The organism is Rhizobium sp. S152 (genome assembly GCF_030380735.1).
GTDB lineage: Bacteria > Pseudomonadota > Alphaproteobacteria > Rhizobiales > Rhizobiaceae > Rhizobium.
The window spans coordinates 698280-712848 of record NZ_JAUDRZ010000026.1; the positions used below are offsets into that span (position 1 = coordinate 698280).

14 protein-coding genes are annotated in these 14569 nt (G+C 61.9%); 6 read left to right on the forward strand and 8 right to left on the reverse strand.

Features of this window, described 5'->3' with window-relative positions:
* Positions 1-13: 13 nt before the first annotated feature.
* From QTL95_RS22555 to QTL95_RS22575, 5 genes are all read right to left on the reverse strand, one after another.
* Positions 14-433, reverse strand: coding sequence for a type II toxin-antitoxin system VapC family toxin (locus QTL95_RS22555; RefSeq protein ID WP_289722125.1), 420 nt, complete (start codon positions 431-433; stop codon positions 14-16).
* The gene (locus tag QTL95_RS22560) at positions 423-833 is read right to left on the reverse strand and encodes a helix-turn-helix domain-containing protein (RefSeq protein ID WP_289722126.1); all 411 of its coding nucleotides are present in this window, start codon (positions 831-833) and stop codon (positions 423-425) included. The genes QTL95_RS22555 and QTL95_RS22560 overlap by 11 nt, the downstream gene beginning before the upstream one ends.
* 79 nt (positions 834-912) lie before the next feature.
* Positions 913-2280 (reverse strand): glutamine synthetase family protein, encoded by a 1368-nt coding sequence (locus tag QTL95_RS22565; RefSeq protein ID WP_289722127.1) that lies wholly within the window; start codon positions 2278-2280, stop codon positions 913-915.
* A 151-nt stretch (positions 2281-2431) separates the two neighbouring features.
* On the reverse strand, positions 2432-3979 hold the full coding sequence (locus QTL95_RS22570; RefSeq protein WP_289722128.1) for an amino acid permease: 1548 nt from the start codon (positions 3977-3979) through the stop codon (positions 2432-2434).
* A gap of 128 nt (positions 3980-4107) precedes the next feature.
* Positions 4108-4881 (reverse strand): N-formylglutamate amidohydrolase, encoded by a 774-nt coding sequence (locus QTL95_RS22575; protein WP_289722129.1) that lies wholly within the window; start codon positions 4879-4881, stop codon positions 4108-4110.
* A 176-nt stretch (positions 4882-5057) separates the two neighbouring features.
* Between QTL95_RS22575 and QTL95_RS22580 the strand changes: the two genes are divergently transcribed.
* The 6 genes from QTL95_RS22580 to QTL95_RS22605 all read left to right on the forward strand — a co-directional run bounded on the left by QTL95_RS22580 (position 5058) and on the right by QTL95_RS22605 (position 11568).
* Positions 5058-5930: a MurR/RpiR family transcriptional regulator gene (locus QTL95_RS22580; protein WP_289722130.1), complete on the forward strand. Its 873-nt coding sequence runs from the start codon at positions 5058-5060 to the stop codon at positions 5928-5930.
* 176 nt (positions 5931-6106) lie between these two features.
* A complete protein-coding gene (locus tag QTL95_RS22585; RefSeq protein WP_289722131.1) occupies positions 6107-7210 on the forward strand; it encodes an ABC transporter substrate-binding protein in 1104 nt (367 codons plus the stop codon).
* A 78-nt stretch (positions 7211-7288) separates the two neighbouring features.
* The gene (locus QTL95_RS22590) at positions 7289-8185 is read left to right on the forward strand and encodes an ABC transporter permease (protein ID WP_289722132.1); all 897 of its coding nucleotides are present in this window, start codon (positions 7289-7291) and stop codon (positions 8183-8185) included.
* Positions 8182-8970 (forward strand): ABC transporter permease, encoded by a 789-nt coding sequence (locus QTL95_RS22595; RefSeq protein WP_289722133.1) that lies wholly within the window; start codon positions 8182-8184, stop codon positions 8968-8970. Before QTL95_RS22590 ends, QTL95_RS22595 begins: the two co-directional genes overlap by 4 nt.
* 11 nt (positions 8971-8981) lie before the next feature.
* Positions 8982-10043: an ABC transporter ATP-binding protein gene (locus QTL95_RS22600; RefSeq protein ID WP_289722134.1), complete on the forward strand. Its 1062-nt coding sequence runs from the start codon at positions 8982-8984 to the stop codon at positions 10041-10043.
* A gap of 181 nt (positions 10044-10224) precedes the next feature.
* Positions 10225-11568: an MFS transporter gene (locus QTL95_RS22605; RefSeq protein ID WP_289722135.1), complete on the forward strand. Its 1344-nt coding sequence runs from the start codon at positions 10225-10227 to the stop codon at positions 11566-11568.
* Between the two features lie 61 nt (positions 11569-11629).
* Here QTL95_RS22605 and QTL95_RS22610 read toward each other — a convergent pair whose 3' ends face one another.
* Genes QTL95_RS22610 through QTL95_RS22620 form a run of 3 tightly spaced genes read right to left on the reverse strand, consistent with a single transcriptional unit; the run spans position 11630 to position 14565 of the window.
* Positions 11630-12631 carry an ABC transporter ATP-binding protein gene (locus QTL95_RS22610; RefSeq protein WP_289722136.1) on the reverse strand — a complete coding sequence of 334 codons (1002 nt, stop codon included), beginning with the start codon at positions 12629-12631 and terminating at the stop codon, positions 11630-11632.
* A gap of 12 nt (positions 12632-12643) precedes the next feature.
* Positions 12644-13726, reverse strand: a complete 1083-nt coding sequence (locus QTL95_RS22615; RefSeq protein ID WP_289722137.1) for a Gfo/Idh/MocA family protein — start codon at positions 13724-13726, stop codon at positions 12644-12646.
* Entirely contained in the window at positions 13723-14565 is an 843-nt protein-coding gene (locus QTL95_RS22620) for a carbohydrate ABC transporter permease (RefSeq protein WP_289722138.1), read from the reverse strand. Before QTL95_RS22620 ends, QTL95_RS22615 begins: the two co-directional genes overlap by 4 nt.
* Between the last annotated feature and the right edge of the window lie 4 nt (positions 14566-14569).

Here is a 14569-nt window from a genome sequence, read left to right on the forward strand (position 1 = left end):
CAAACTCCAGTCATTAACATTCAAGCGTGCGGACATGCCCCGCGGCGCCGTAGGAAAGAATTGCGCGGTCGCGCGTGATGATCGTCAGGTCATATTCGCGTGCGGTCGCGATGAGAATACGGTCGGCGGGATCGTTATGTATCGGCTGCGGCAAATAGGATGACGCAACGAGTATCTTAGTCGATGTCTCGCGTACCATGACATCGACGGCCTCGAGGAAGTCGTCAAACCACGATAGCGCGTGCTTCGTCGTTGGCAGCCTGCCTCTTGTTACCAGCAAACCTATCTCCCACGCCGAGATAGCCGACACGCTCAATCGACCGCTCCCCGGCGGGATGGTCCGTAGCAGATCACTTACTTCATCGGATATGGTCATCTTGTTGGTCAACCAAATGATCGCACATGTATCCAGTAGGTACCGCTCAGTCCTCATAGACTTTGCCCCATTCGGGATCAGCTGGTGCGGTCAAATCGAGGTCATCCGGTATGGTCATCGTTCCTTTCATGCACCCAAAGATCGGATGCATGTCTCCCGGTTTCCATTCCGGCTTCGTTGGCGAGGCTGCTTCCTTTTCATCATGAACATAACGGCTCTGTTTGCCTTCCTCCCACCCACGCGGGCTTTCTCCACGGCGATGCGCCGCCACCTCCTCCAATCGAACAGCGAGATAGTCGGCGATCTGGTCCTGCTCGTCGGCGCTCATCTTCCGCTCGCCGCTCAGCATGCGCGACACCGCGCTCGGATCGAGCCCCATGTGACGCGCCATATCACGCAGCGAGGCACCCTTCTCAGCAAGCTTTTCATAGAACCATGCGCTGTCGATCACACCCATGTCGATCTCCTCGGAAAACGCCCGGGCACATTAGCACGATGCGACAAACACAACAACTGCAACGAGTGTTGCGATTATCTCACGCCCGCTCGAATCCGCGCGCCACCTCCCAGTCCGTGATCCGACGGTCGTACTCCTCCTGCTCCCACTCCGCCGCACGGGTGTAGTGATCAATAACGTCGTCACCAAACGCGCTACGCAGCATCTTGGACTTGGTCATGGCCGTGGTTGCAGCCCGTAGTGTGCGCGGGATCTCGCGAACCTTGCGGGCACCATAGGCGTCGCCGACGAACGGCTCCTCAAGCTTCATCTTGTTCTCGATCCCGTCGATGCCCGCCGCCAGCAATGCTGCGAAGGCGAGGTACGGGTTTAGGTCAGAACCGCCGACGCGGCATTCGATGCGGATCGCCTTCGTGCCGTCGCCGCAGAGGCGATAGCCGGCCGTGCGGTTGTCCTTGCTCCAGATCGCCTTTGTCGGCGCGAAGGTGCCGGCCATGAAGCGCTTGTAGGAGTTGATGTAGGGCGCCAGGAAATAGGTGATCTCGCTGGCATGCGAAAGCAGCCCGGCGACGTAGCTTTCCATCAGTTCCGACATGCCGTAGCGGCCCTTGTCGTCGGCGAACAACGGCGTCTTGCCGTCGGCGCTCCACAGCGACTGGTGGATATGCGAGGAACTACCGGCGGCGTTGTAGTGCCACTTGGCGAGGAAGGTGATTGCCTTGCCCTTTGCCCAGGCGATCTCCTTGCAGCCATTCTTGATGATCGAGTGCCGGTCGGCCATGGCAAGCGCGTCGGCATAACGGACGTTGATCTCTTCCTGTCCCGCCGACGCCTCGCCCTTGGAGTTCTCGACGGGAATGCCCGCCCCCTGCAGCCCGGTGCGGATCGCCCGCATCACCTCTTCCTCCTTGGTGGTCTGGAAGATGTGGTAGTCCTCGTTATAGGCGCTGGCGAGCTTGAGGTTGCGATAGCCGGATGCCTGCGCGGACTCGTAGGTCTGGTCGAACAGGAAGAACTCGAGTTCGGAGGCCATGAAGGCCTTCATGCCCATGTCTTCCAGCCGCTTGACCTGCTTTTTCAGGATCGCGCGTGGTGAATGCGGCACTTCCTCGTGGGTGTGGTGGTCGAGCAGGTCGCAGAGCACCAGCGCCGTCCCCTCCAGCCATGGAATGCGCCGGAGCGTCGAGAGATCCGGCTTCATCGTATAGTCGCCGTAGCCCTTCTCCCAGCTCGTCGCCTTGTAGCCGGAGACCGTCTCCATCTCCATGTCGGTAGCGACGAGGTAGTTGCAGCTGTGCGTTTCCTTCCAGGCGCTCTCCAGGAAATACTCGGCCTGGAAACGCTTGCCCATAAGCCGCCCCTGCATGTCGACCTGGCATGCCAGCACGGTGTCGATGCGACCGTCGGCGACATCCTGCTTCAGATCGTCGAGCGTATAGATACTCATGTGGACTTCCCCATAAATTTAAGACTGAGATCGGAGCAACGAAACGGCATGCCTCCGCACGATGCGGCTGCGCGAGATTGCGCCTGATGCATTTTCGTTGGACCGGAGAACGGGGCCGCTGAACGCGGCCCCGCGGTTGAGGCAACTGACCTCAGCTTTCGCCGACAGCCTTTTCGGCGGCTGCGATTTCAGCCTGACGGCGAGCAACTTCCTCGCCGATCGGCGGTCCCTTGAAGCGGCGGCTTTCGAAGCCGAACCAGACGATCGCCGTCAGCACCAGGAAGCCGACGGTGACGTAGAGCGCCGGGCCGTTAGGCGGCTGCACGCCGAGAACGAAGATCAGGATCATCGCCAGGATCGTCAGCACCGAGAACAGCTTGTACATGCCCTCGCCGATGTTCCACGGCCCCATCTTGTCCCACTTCGACGTCCCCCAGGCGAACAGGCCGAGCGTGATCGGGATCGCGAAGGAGAAGAACAGGAAGATGACCGTGCAGGATACGACGATCGTGTAAACCGGCGTGTCGCCGATCGAAACGAGCGACGAGCCCCAGACGAACAGGACCGACAGGATCGACCCCGTCCAGATCGCCGAGACCGGAGTACGGTATTTCGGGCTGACCTTGGCAAGTGCCTTCGATGCCGGCAGGCCGCCATCGCGCGAGAAGGCGAAGATCATGCGCGACACCGAAGTGACGGTCGCAAGGCCGCACAGCCACTGGCACACGAAGATCGCCAGATAGAGCAGATCCTTGATGGTCGCGGGCACCTGCGTGTCCATCGCCCAGAAAAACACGTTCCAGCCCTGCTTGGCCGCGTCGTCCATGTTCGGCAGCATCAGCACGAACGAGCAAAGCATGATGTAGCCGAACAGCGCCGACCACAGCACCGACGACACCATGCCGCGCGGTACGGAATGGGCCGCCTTGACCGTTTCTTCCGACGTATGCGCCGAGGCGTCGTAGCCGGTGATCGTGTAGATCGGCAGCAGCAGGCCGAGCAGGAACACCCAGGTGCCAGACGTCGCCGGCCAGACATTGCCACCCGCTTCGCCGGAATAATTGGCGAAGGTGAAGAGGCGGCCGATCTCGTAGGACGGCGCGAAGAACAGGCACACGGCCGACAGCGCGATCGCCGACGCGAAGATCAGATATCCCGAAAAGTCCGTGAGCTTGGCCGTCAGACCGATGCCCATATGGTTCACCAAGGCCTGCGCGCCGGTGATGATGACGAGGAACAGGATGCGCACCGTGGTGCTGTCCTCAAGGCCGAAATAGCTGGTGCCGAACGCGCCCATGAAGAAGTAGTAGGTGCCGACGTTGATGGCGCCGAGAACCGTGACCAGACCGAGCAGGTTGAACCAGGCGGTCAGCCAGCCGGTGAAGCGGTTGCCGAGAATAGAGCCCCAGTGGTAGAGGCCGCCGGCCGTCGGATAGGCCGAGCTGATCTGTGCCATCGCGACGGCGAAGACCAGCGAAACGAAGCAACCGAGCGGCCAGCCGATGCCGATCGCCGCACCGCCGGCGCCGGCCGTTGCCTGCGCCAGCGAATTGATACCGCCGGAGAGAATGCAAATAATCGAGAATGAAACGGCAAAATTAGAAAAAGAGCTCATCCGCCGTTCGAGTTCCTGGGCATAGCCCATGGAATGCAGGATGTGCACATCCTGCTTCTTGTCGAGTTCCGAATAATCGGACATGACGTCCCCCTGTTTAGCCATCAGCCGCGGAATTGCCGCTGATTGTCCAGTGCCAAAAAGTGCCCGCGACGTGTTCGCCTGCGGACGGATCGCAGTTAAACTGCTCCCTGGGGTCTTATCTTTTGTCGTCAGGCGTCCAGGCTCTGCTGGAGCAGCCTCGTCAGATAGCTGGCCATGACCCCTTGGCCAGCCTGGTCTGCGATGAGGTCGTTACGGACCTCGATCATTACGTTGCGCAGCCCGCTGGAAAGCCCGTGCAGAACGAGCGTGTGCGTCACGCCGTCCTCGGGGCCATAGGGCTCGTTGCGCTCGATCTTGTAGGAAGCCTCACCCGATGCCGCAGCAGCGAGCATGCGGTCGGCAAGGCGGCTGTCGTCATCATGCAGGATGCCGATCTCAACGGCACGCGTCTTGCCGTGATAAATGGGAGTGAAGCTATGGACTGTCACGATCACGGTCTCCTGCCCCCTCGCCTTGCGGTCGCGAATCAGCGCCCGGATGGCGTCGTGGAAAGGAATATACACGGCTTTGGTGCGCGCGTGGCGTTCTTCAACGCTGAGACCGGCATTGCCCGGGATGTCGTAAATCTCGCTCTTCTCGGGCATCGCGCCCGCAGCTTCCGGCGGGCGGTTGCAGTCATAGATCAACCGGGAAACCCGCTGGTGCACCAGCGTCGCGTCGAGCGCGTCCGAAATGCCGCGCGCGACCGCGAGCGCGCCCGGATCCCACGCGATATGGCTGTTCAACGCCTCTACCGGCAGACCGAGCGTTCCGTAGCGCTTAGGCAGCATCCGCGACGCGTGCTCGCAGACCACAAGCACCGCGCTCTTGCCCTGCGGTCTCTCGACCACAACGCTTTCGCCGTCCGATTTGCTCAGGACCTCGAATTCAGCAGGCACCACGAACGCACCCCGATCATTAATAAAATATGTATAAGAAAAGAATTCTTCAGGTTTGAGATTGTGTCAAGCGCACTCTGAAAATTTCTTTTCATGACAACAGTTGACATGGATTGTGACAGCGTTGTTAACTTTCAGTGGGAAAGTGGCACAAGACCAATCCCGGGGAGCAAGATCGCGTGACCGTTGCGTCGAAAACAGTTTCGGACGTAATCCACTCGCATTTCGGCATGCTGACGCGCGCCGAGAAGCAGTTGGCTGAAAGTCTGCTGGACAACTACCCCGTCTCCGGACTGGGGAGCATCACGACGATCGCCGAGAACGCCGGCGTATCGACGCCGACGGTCGTGCGCATGGTTCAGAAGCTGGGCTTCAAGGGCTATCCCGATTTCCAGGCACATCTTCACCAGGAAGTCGAGGCGACGATCTCGAACCCGATCACCAAACACGACCGCTGGGCCTCGAATGCGCCGGGCACCCATATCCTCAATCGTTTCGCCGATGCCATCATGGGCAATCTGCGCCAGACGCTGACGGGGCTGGACACCGCCACCTTCGACAGCGTTGCGGCGCTGCTGTCGGATCGCAAGCGCGGCCTCTACTTCGTCGGCGGACGCATCACCGGCGCGCTGGCCGAATACTTTTTCACCCACATGCAGGTCATCCGCCCGCATACGGAACTGCTGTCCTCCAACTCCAGCAGCTGGCCGCAATATGTGCTGAACATGAGCCCCGGCGACCTGCTGGTGATCTTCGACATCCGCCGCTACGAGCAGGAGATGGTGAGCCTCGCGACCGCCGCCCGGAAGTGCGGTGCCGAGATCATCGTCTTCACCGACCAGTGGGGATCCCCCGCCGCCAAGCTGGCGCGCCATACGTTCCGTGTGCATATCGAAGCCCCTTCCGCATGGGACAGCTCCGTCGTCACGCTCTTCATTGTCGAGGCCCTCATCGAAGCTGTTCAGAGCTCGACATGGGACGAAACGAAGGAACGCATGAAAACCCTGGAGGGCCTGTTCGAGCAGACCCGGCTTTTCCGCAAACTCGGTTAGGAGGGAGACAACATACCACCAATGACGTAGGCAAATGCGGACTGGTGTCGTAAATGAAACATCGCTGTCAAACGCCTGCTATACCAAGAAAAATTAACGTCATTGAACTGTCACACAAGCTTCACGTAACCTCATTAACAGCATCGACGGACACTGAAACCCGAAGGAGAACAACAGTGATCTCTAATCTTTCTCGACTGCTCTCGCTCTCGACCGCGATCGTCGTGGCTTCGACTGCAATTGCCGCTGCCGAGCCGAGCGCCGAACTCATCGCTGCCGCCAAGAAGGAAGGCACGCTGACCACGATCGCGCTCCCGCACGACTGGTGCGGCTACGGCGACGTCATTGCCGGCTTCAAGGCCAAGTACGGCCTCGAGGTGAACGAACTGAACCCGGATGCTGGTTCGGGCGACGAAATCGAAGCGATCAAGGCCAACAAGGGCAACACCGGCCCGCAGGCTCCCGATGTCATCGACGTCGGTCTCTCCTTCGGCCCGTCCGCCAAGGCCGACGGCCTGATCCAGCCCTACAAGGTCTCGACCTGGGACTCCATTCCTGACTCCGCCAAGGATGCCGACGGTTACTGGTACGGCGACTACTACGGCGTTCTCTCCTTCGTCGTGAACACCGACATCGTCAAGGAAGTTCCGAAGGACTGGGCCGACCTGAAGAAGTCGGACTACGCCAACAGCGTCGCTCTTGCCGGTGACCCGCGCGCCTCCAACCAGGCCGTCCAGGCTGTCTACGCCGCCGGCATCGCTGCCGGTGAAAAGGACGCGACCAAGGCTGGTGAAGCCGGTCTCGCCTTCTTCGGCGAACTCAACAAGGCAGGCAACCTCGTTCCCGTCATCGGCAAGTCCGCTTCGCTGGCACAGGGCTCGACCCCGATCGTCATCGCCTGGGACTACAACGGCCTGTCCTGGCGCGATACGCTCAAGGGCAACCCGCCGGTCGAAGTCGTCGTTCCGGCATCGGGCGTCAACGCAGGCGTTTACGTCCAGGCGATCTCCGCCTTCGCTCCGCACCCGAACGCTGCCAAGCTCTGGATGGAATACCTCTATTCGGACGAAGGTCAGCTCGGCTGGCTGAAGGGCTATTGCCACCCGATCCGCTTCAACGATCTGGCCAAGAACAAGAAGATCCCGCAGGAAATGCTCGACAAGCTGCCGCCGGCCGCTGCCTATGAAAAGGCAGTCTTCCCGACGCTCGAAGAGCAGGCCGCCGGCAAGACCGCCATCACCGGCAAGTGGGACAGCGTCGTCGGCGCCAACGTTCAGTAAGATCGCATGATCCCGCCTCTCCGCCGTTCAGGCGGGGAGGCTTTTTGCCCCTCCGACGCCGCAAGAAGAGCTTTTTCAATGAGCACTGTTTCGACGACGCCCGCGGTGAGCACGGCCCCGCTGATCACCAAGGACCGCGTGATCGACTGGCTGGGTATCGCGCCCTTCATTATTTTCGCGCTGCTTTTTCTCATTATTCCAACGCTCTATCTCGTCGTCGGCGCCTTTCTGTCGCCGGAGGGTAACTTCACGCTGAAGAACATCGGCGATCTCTTCACGCCCTCGATCCTCAGCGCCTATTGGATCAGCATCCGCGTCTCGGTCGCCTCCGCCCTCGGCGGCGCGCTGATCGGCTTCTTTCTTGCCTGGGCGGTCGTGCTCGGCGGCCTGCCGACCTCGGTTCGCTCGACGCTCTTGACCTTCTCCGGCGTCGCTTCGAATTTCGCGGGCATCCCGCTGGCCTTCTCGTTCCTGGCAACCCTTGGCCGCACCGGCCTCGTCACGGTGTTCCTGAGAGACTGGTTCGGCTTCAACCTCTACGGCACCGGCTTCAACCTGCTGTCCTTCTTCGGCCTGACCATCACCTACATGTACTTCCAGATTCCGCTGATGGTGCTGATCCTCACGCCGGCGCTCGACGGCATGAAGAAGGAATGGCGCGAGGCAGCCGAAATCCTCGGCGCCAGCAATCTTCAATATTGGACCCGGGTTGCCCTGCCGATCCTCTGGCCGAGCCTTCTCGGCACGACGTTGCTGCTCTTCGCCAACGCCTTCGGCGCCATCGCGACGGCCTATGCGCTGACGGGTTCCTCGCTCAACATCGTCCCCATCCTGCTCTATGCGCAGATCCGCGGTGACGTCCTGCACAATGCCAACCTCGGCTATGCGATCGCGCTCGGCATGATCGTGATCACCGGCGTGTCCAACATCCTCTATCTCATGCTGCGCATGCGCGCTGAACGGTGGCAGAAATGAAGGCTCAGAAACTCGGCGCCTGGATCGCCATCGCCATCGGCGCGACCTATTTTATCGTGCCTCTGCTCGGAACCATCGAGTTCTCGCTGCGCATGCGCCGCGACGCCTACAGCTTCGACGCCTATGCATCGGTCTTCTCCGACGAGCGCTTCCGCGCGACCTTCGGCTATTCGATGATGATGGCGCTGTTGACCATCGTCTTCGGCATGCTGCTGATCGTGCCGACGGCCTACTGGGTGCGGCTGCGCATGCCGCAGATGCGCCAGGTGGTGGAGTTCATCACGCTGCTGCCGCTGGTCATCCCGGCCATCGTCATCGTCTTCGGTTATCTGAGGATGTACAATTCCTCGTCCTACCTGCCGATGACCGGCTCGACGACGGGAACCAACATCCTGCTCGTCTTCTCCTACATCACCCTGTCCCTGCCCTACATGTACCGTTCCGTCGATACCGCCATGCGCGCGATCGACGTGAGGACGCTGACCGAGGCCGCCCAGAGCCTCGGCGCCAGCTGGTGGACGATCATGTTCAAGTGCATCTTCCCGAACGTGATGAGCGGCATTCTCTCCGGCGCCTTCATCACGCTGGCGATCGTCATGGGCGAATTCACCTTCGCAGCGCTTCTCAGCCGCCCGGCCTTCGGTCCCTACCTGCAGCTGGTCGGCGCCAACCGCGCCTATGAGCCCTCGGCGCTCGCCGTGATCGCATTCTCCATCACCTGGCTCAGCATGGGCCTGCTCAATCTCGTCTCGCGCATCGGCAGATCCCGTCCGGCCAAGGCTTAAGGTATTTCGATATGTCTTTTCTCTCGTTGACCAACATTCAGAAATCCTTCGGCCAGGTTCAGGTCGTCAAGGACTTCAACATGAATATCGAGAAGGGCGAGTTCGTCTCCTTCCTCGGGCCGTCCGGCTGCGGCAAGACCACCGTGCTGCGCATGATCGCCGGCTTCGAAAACCCCACCGGCGGCAATCTCAGTATCGCCGGCAAGGACATCGCGCCGCTGAAGCCTAACCAGCGCAACATCGGCATGGTCTTCCAGGCCTACGCGCTCTTCCCGAACATGACGGTGCATGACAACGTCGCCTTCGGCCTGAAGATCGCCGGCAAGCCGAAGGACGAGATCGACGCACGCGTCAAGGAGATGCTCGCGCTGATCCATCTCGGCCACCTCGCCGACCGCTATCCCTACCAGATGTCGGGCGGCCAGCAGCAGCGCGTGGCGCTCGCCCGCGCCCTTGCCGCCAAGCCGCAGGTCCTGCTGCTCGATGAGCCGCTGTCGGCGCTCGACGCCAAGATCCGCGTCTCGCTGCGCGAGGAAATCCGCCAGATCCAGCAATCGCTGGGGATCACCACCATCTTCGTCACCCACGACCAGGAAGAAGCCCTGTCGATCTCCGACCGCATCGTCGTCATGAACGGCGGCCGCGCCGACCAGATCGGCACGCCCTTCGAGATCTACAACACCCCCGCCACCCGCTTCGTCGCCTCCTTCGTCGGCACGCTGAACCTGATCGAGGCCAAGGTCGTCGACCCCGCCGCCAACCGCATCCAGATCGGCGACCAGGGCGTGACGCTCCGGCAGTCCGTCGCCGCCTTCAATGCCGGCGACACCGTCTCGTTGGCACTGCGCCCGGAAGCGGGCTCGCTGGCCGAAAGCACCCCCAGCGACACGAAGCTGACTGGCCAGGTCGTCTCCGCCCACTTCCTCGGCTCGGTCATCCGTACCCGCATGAACGTCGGCGGCAACGTCATCTCCTTCGACATGTTCAACAGCCCCGGCGTCAAACCGCCGGCCACGGGCGAGACCGTGACGCTGCGCTTCATGGCCGCCGACCTGCTGGTCATCCGCGACTGACCGTCCAACTGCCGGATCTGAAAGGCGTCGTTCCATGGCGGCGCCTTTTCCATTTGCGGCTTTGCCACACTGGCAGCCTCCATCGCGCCACATGCAGCGAAAGCGGGAGAAATCGCTTGTAATGCCCGGCGGGTTGCGCGACGACGGGACGGATCATTCATTTCGGCAAAGTCAGTTCAGCATGTCTCCCACCACGACCCCTGCGGCCGCCCCGCGCAGCCTCACCGCTCAGGATTTCAAGACGCTCGGCCTCTCCGCTCTCGGCGGCGCACTCGAGTTCTACGATTTCATTATCTTTGTCTTCTTCGCCAGCGTCATCGGCCACCTGTTCTTTCCGCCTAATATGCCCGACTGGCTGGTGACCATCCAGACTTTCGGCATCTTCGCTGCCGGTTACCTCGTGCGCCCGATCGGCGGCATCGTGCTTGCCCATTTCGGCGACATGTTCGGCCGCAAGCGGGTCTTCGCCTTCTCGATCCTCCTGATGGCGCTCTCCACGCTCGGTATGGCGGCCATGCCGACATACGCCACCATCGGCGTCGCGGCACCAATCCTTCTGATCCTCATGCGCGTGCTGCAGGGTGCGGCCATCGGCGGCGAAGTGCCCGGCGCCTGGACGTTCGTCGCCGAGCATGTTCCCTTCCGCCGCGTCGGTTTCGCCTGCGGCTTCCTCTGCTCAGGCCTGACGCTCGGCATCCTGCTCGGCTCCTTCATCGCCACCATCATCAACTCGGTCTTCACGCCGGAGGATGTGGCAAGCTACGCCTGGCGCATTCCCTTTTTCCTCGGCGGCATCTTCGGCCTCGTCGCCGTCTATCTCCGCCGCTGGCTGCAGGAAACGCCGATCTTCTCGGAGATGAAGCAGAGCCGCTCGCTGGTGCGCGAACTGCCGCTGAAGGCCGTGCTGCGCGACTATCCGCGCGGCGTCATCGTCTCGATCATCCTCACCTGGATCCTGTCTGCCGGCATCGTCGTCACCACGCTGATGACCGCGACCTTCCTGCAGAAGCTCTATGGCTACACCGCGCAGCAGTCGCTGGCGGCCACCAGCTTCGGCACGCTGTTCCTGATCTTCGGCACGGCGGCCGCCGGCGCGATCGTCGACCGGGTCGGCTCCGGCCGGTTCTTCGTGGTGTCGAGCATCTTCTTCGGCGTCGCCACCTTCGCCTTCTACAGCTACGCAGCCGTCTCGCTGACGGTTCTCTTCGCGCTCTACGCGGTGATGGGCCTGGCGGTCGGCATGGTCGGCGCCGTGCCCTACGTGATGGTCCGGGCGTTCCCGGCCCGCGTCCGCTTCACCGGCCTCTCCTTCTCCTACAACATTTCCTACGCCATCTTCGGCGGCCTGACACCGCTGGCGGTCGCCTCGTTGCTGCCGCTGAACCCGATGGCCCACGCCTACTACCTGCTGTTCATCGCGGCCCTCGCCTTCGGCCTCGGCCTCTACCTGATCGCCAAGGGCGACAGCGTCGAGGCGGAAGTCGGTATCGAGGAACTGACGGACCGATTGGCTCAGAAGGCCTGACATGCAAAGGGCGGCCACTGGCCGCCCTTCTTGTATTCACGAGCGCCGAGGCATCGCCGCCCTAGCGGATCGCCTGGTCGTTCCCGTCGAACCGGTGCATACGCGCCTGATCCGGCGTCGCAAACACCACTTCGTCGGGCTCGTACTGGTGCTCGCCGAACAGCCGCGCCGTCAGCAGCCCGCATTGGTCGGATTCAAGATAGACGATGGTATCGGCGCCGAGATGTTCGACATGGACGATCTTCGCCTTCCAGGTGCCGCTGTCGCGCGACAACGTCAGGTGCTCCGGCCGGATGCCGATCGTCTTCGCCTCCTTGTCCCCTAGCTTGTCGGCGGCGATGAAATTCATCATCGGCGAACCGATGAAGCCGGCGACGAAGACGTTGGCCGGTTTGTTGTAGAGCTCCATCGGAGACCCGATCTGCTCGATCGAGCCGGCGTTCAGCACCACGATCTTGTCGGCAAGCGTCATCGCCTCGACCTGGTCGTGGGTGACGTAGATCATTGTCGCCTTCAGTTGACGGTGCAGCTTGGCGATCTCCAGGCGCGTCTGCACGCGCAGCGCCGCGTCGAGGTTGGAGAGCGGCTCGTCGAAGAGGAAGAGTTCCGGCTCGCGCACGATGGCGCGGCCGATGGCGACGCGCTGGCGCTGGCCGCCGGAAAGCTCGGCCGGGCGGCGCGCCAGATAGGGCGCCAACGAAAGCATGGACGAGGCACCCGTCACCCGCGTCTCGATCTCCTCCTTCGGCATGCCCGCCTGCTTCAGGCCGAGCCCCATATTGTCCTTGACCGTCAGGTGCGGATAGAGCGCGTAAGACTGGAACACCATGGCGATGCCGCGCTTGGCCGGCGGTGTCAGTGTCTCGTCGCGTCCGTTGATGATCACCGAGCCCGAGGTCACGTCCTCGAGGCCCGCGATCGAGCGCAAAAGGGTCGACTTGCCGCAGCCGGATGGACCGACGAAGATGACGAACTCGCCGTCCTTCACGTCGAGGTCGATCCCCTTCAGGACGTCATGCGTGCCGTAGGTCTTGCGGATGGATTTGAGTTGAAGCGATCCCAATGCTCGTATTCCTTACAGTTTGCCCGGCGCGTGCAGCTTCACGGCCTGGCCGGTACGCACGCTTTCGTCGGCGGCGAGGCAGATGCGCAGCGATGCGACGGCGTCTGCCATGTGGCGGTTAAGGTCGATATCCTCGCGGATGGCCTTCAGCATGAAGGCCTGCTCGCGGTCGCAGAGTTCCTGATGGCCGGGCTCGCCCGCCATCGTCATGTCCTCGTCCGGCCGGATGAACCTGCCGTCGGCGCCGGTCTCGGCGCTGTGCAGGCGAATGACCGATGTCTTCGTATGCGCATCGATATCGTCGGACTTGGCGTTCGGGTCCATGACGATCGACACCGACCCCCTCGGCGACATGATGTCTTTCACGAAGAAGGCCGTCTCCGAGATCATCGGCCCCCAGCCTGCCTCGTACCATCCAACCGAGCCGTCCTCGAACAGCACCTGCAGCTGGCCGTAATTATACATGTCGGGCGCGATCTCGTCGGAGAGCCGGAGCCCCATGCCGCGCACCTCCACCGGCCGCGCATCGGTGATCTGGCACATGACGTCGACATAGTGCACGCCGCAATCGACGATCGGCGATGTCGTGCGCATCAGCGACTTGTGCGTTTCCCAGGTCGGGCCACTGGACTGCTGGTTGAGATTCATGCGGAACACATAGGGTCCGCCGAGCTTGCGCGCCTCCTCGATCAGCCGCATCCAGGAGGGATGATGGCGAAGGATGTAGCCGATCACGAGCTTGCGCCCGGCCTTCTGCGCCGCCGCCACGACGCGCTCGGCGTCGGCGACCGTGGTCGCAAGCGGCTTCTCGACGAAGACGTCGCAACCGGCTTCGAAGGCGGCGACCGCGTAGTCGGCATGCGTATCCGAATAGGTGCAGACGGCGCAGAGATCGGGTTTCAGCTCGGCGAGCGCCGCCTGGAAATCCCTGTGCACCTCGTAGCCCTGCAACTCCGGTGGCAGATCGGGCGTCGAGCGATTGACCAGCCCGACGATCTCGAAGCCGGGATTGTTATGATAGGCCAGCGCATGGCTGCGGCCCATGTTGCCGAGACCGGCGACGAGGACGCGGATCGGTTTGTCTGACGCGCTCACTTGACCGCTCCCGAGGTGATGCCGCGGATCAGTTGCCGCGAGAAGATGACGTAGAGAACCAGGATCGGCAGGATCGCCAGCGACAGGGCCGCCAGAACCGCGTTCCAGTTCGTGACGAACTGACCGATGAATATCTGCGAACCGAGCGTCACCGTCTTCGTCGCTTCGGCCGGCGCCAGGATAAGCGGGAACCAGAGATCGTTCCAGATCGGGATCATCGTGAACACGGCGACCGTAGCCATCGCCGGGCGCACCAGCGGCAAGACCAGGCGGAAGAAGATCGCGTATTCCGAGAGACCGTCGATGCGCCCGGCGTTCTTCAGGTCGTCGGAAACGCTGCGCATGAACTCCGAGAGGATGAAGATCGCGAGCGGTATCCCCTGCGCGGTGTAGACGAGGATGAGCGCCGTCAGCGTGTTGACCAGCCCCGCCGCCACCATGCCCTGCAGGATCGCCACGGTCCCAAGTCGGATCGGGATCATGATGCCGATCGCCATGTAGAGACCGACAAGCGTGTTACCCTTGAAGCGGTATTCCGACAGCGCGAAAGCGGCCATGGCACCGAACAGCAGCACCAGAAAGATCGAAACGATCGTCACGATGAAGCTGTTCTGGAAGTAGAGGGCGAAATCTCCCTGCCCCAGAACCGTCTTGTAGCCGACGAGGCTGAAGGTCGACGGCGTCGGCACCTGCATCGGCGAGCGAAAGATCGCGTTGCGGTCCTTGAACGAGTTGATGATCGTGAGGAACACTGGAAAGATGGCGACCAGCGTGTAGCCGATCAGCGCCAGATGAACGAGACCGGTGCGGATTGGGGATGTGCGCGCTCTGTTGGACATGACA

Coding starts and splice junctions, on each gene's coding strand:
- QTL95_RS22590 (WP_289722132.1), top strand. CDS start 7,289: ATGAGCACTGTTTCGACGACGCCCGCGGTGAGCACGGCCCCGCTGATC.
- QTL95_RS22565 (WP_289722127.1), bottom strand. CDS start 2,280: ATGAGTATCTATACGCTCGACGATCTGAAGCAGGATGTCGCCGACGGT.
- QTL95_RS22620 (WP_289722138.1), bottom strand. CDS start 14,565: ATGTCCAACAGAGCGCGCACATCCCCAATCCGCACCGGTCTCGTTCAT.
- QTL95_RS22600 (WP_289722134.1), top strand. CDS start 8,982: ATGTCTTTTCTCTCGTTGACCAACATTCAGAAATCCTTCGGCCAGGTT.
- QTL95_RS22605 (WP_289722135.1), top strand. CDS start 10,225: ATGTCTCCCACCACGACCCCTGCGGCCGCCCCGCGCAGCCTCACCGCT.
- QTL95_RS22555 (WP_289722125.1), bottom strand. CDS start 433: ATGAGGACTGAGCGGTACCTACTGGATACATGTGCGATCATTTGGTTG.
- QTL95_RS22595 (WP_289722133.1), top strand. CDS start 8,182: ATGAAGGCTCAGAAACTCGGCGCCTGGATCGCCATCGCCATCGGCGCG.
- QTL95_RS22570 (WP_289722128.1), bottom strand. CDS start 3,979: ATGTCCGATTATTCGGAACTCGACAAGAAGCAGGATGTGCACATCCTG.
- QTL95_RS22560 (WP_289722126.1), bottom strand. CDS start 833: ATGGGTGTGATCGACAGCGCATGGTTCTATGAAAAGCTTGCTGAGAAG.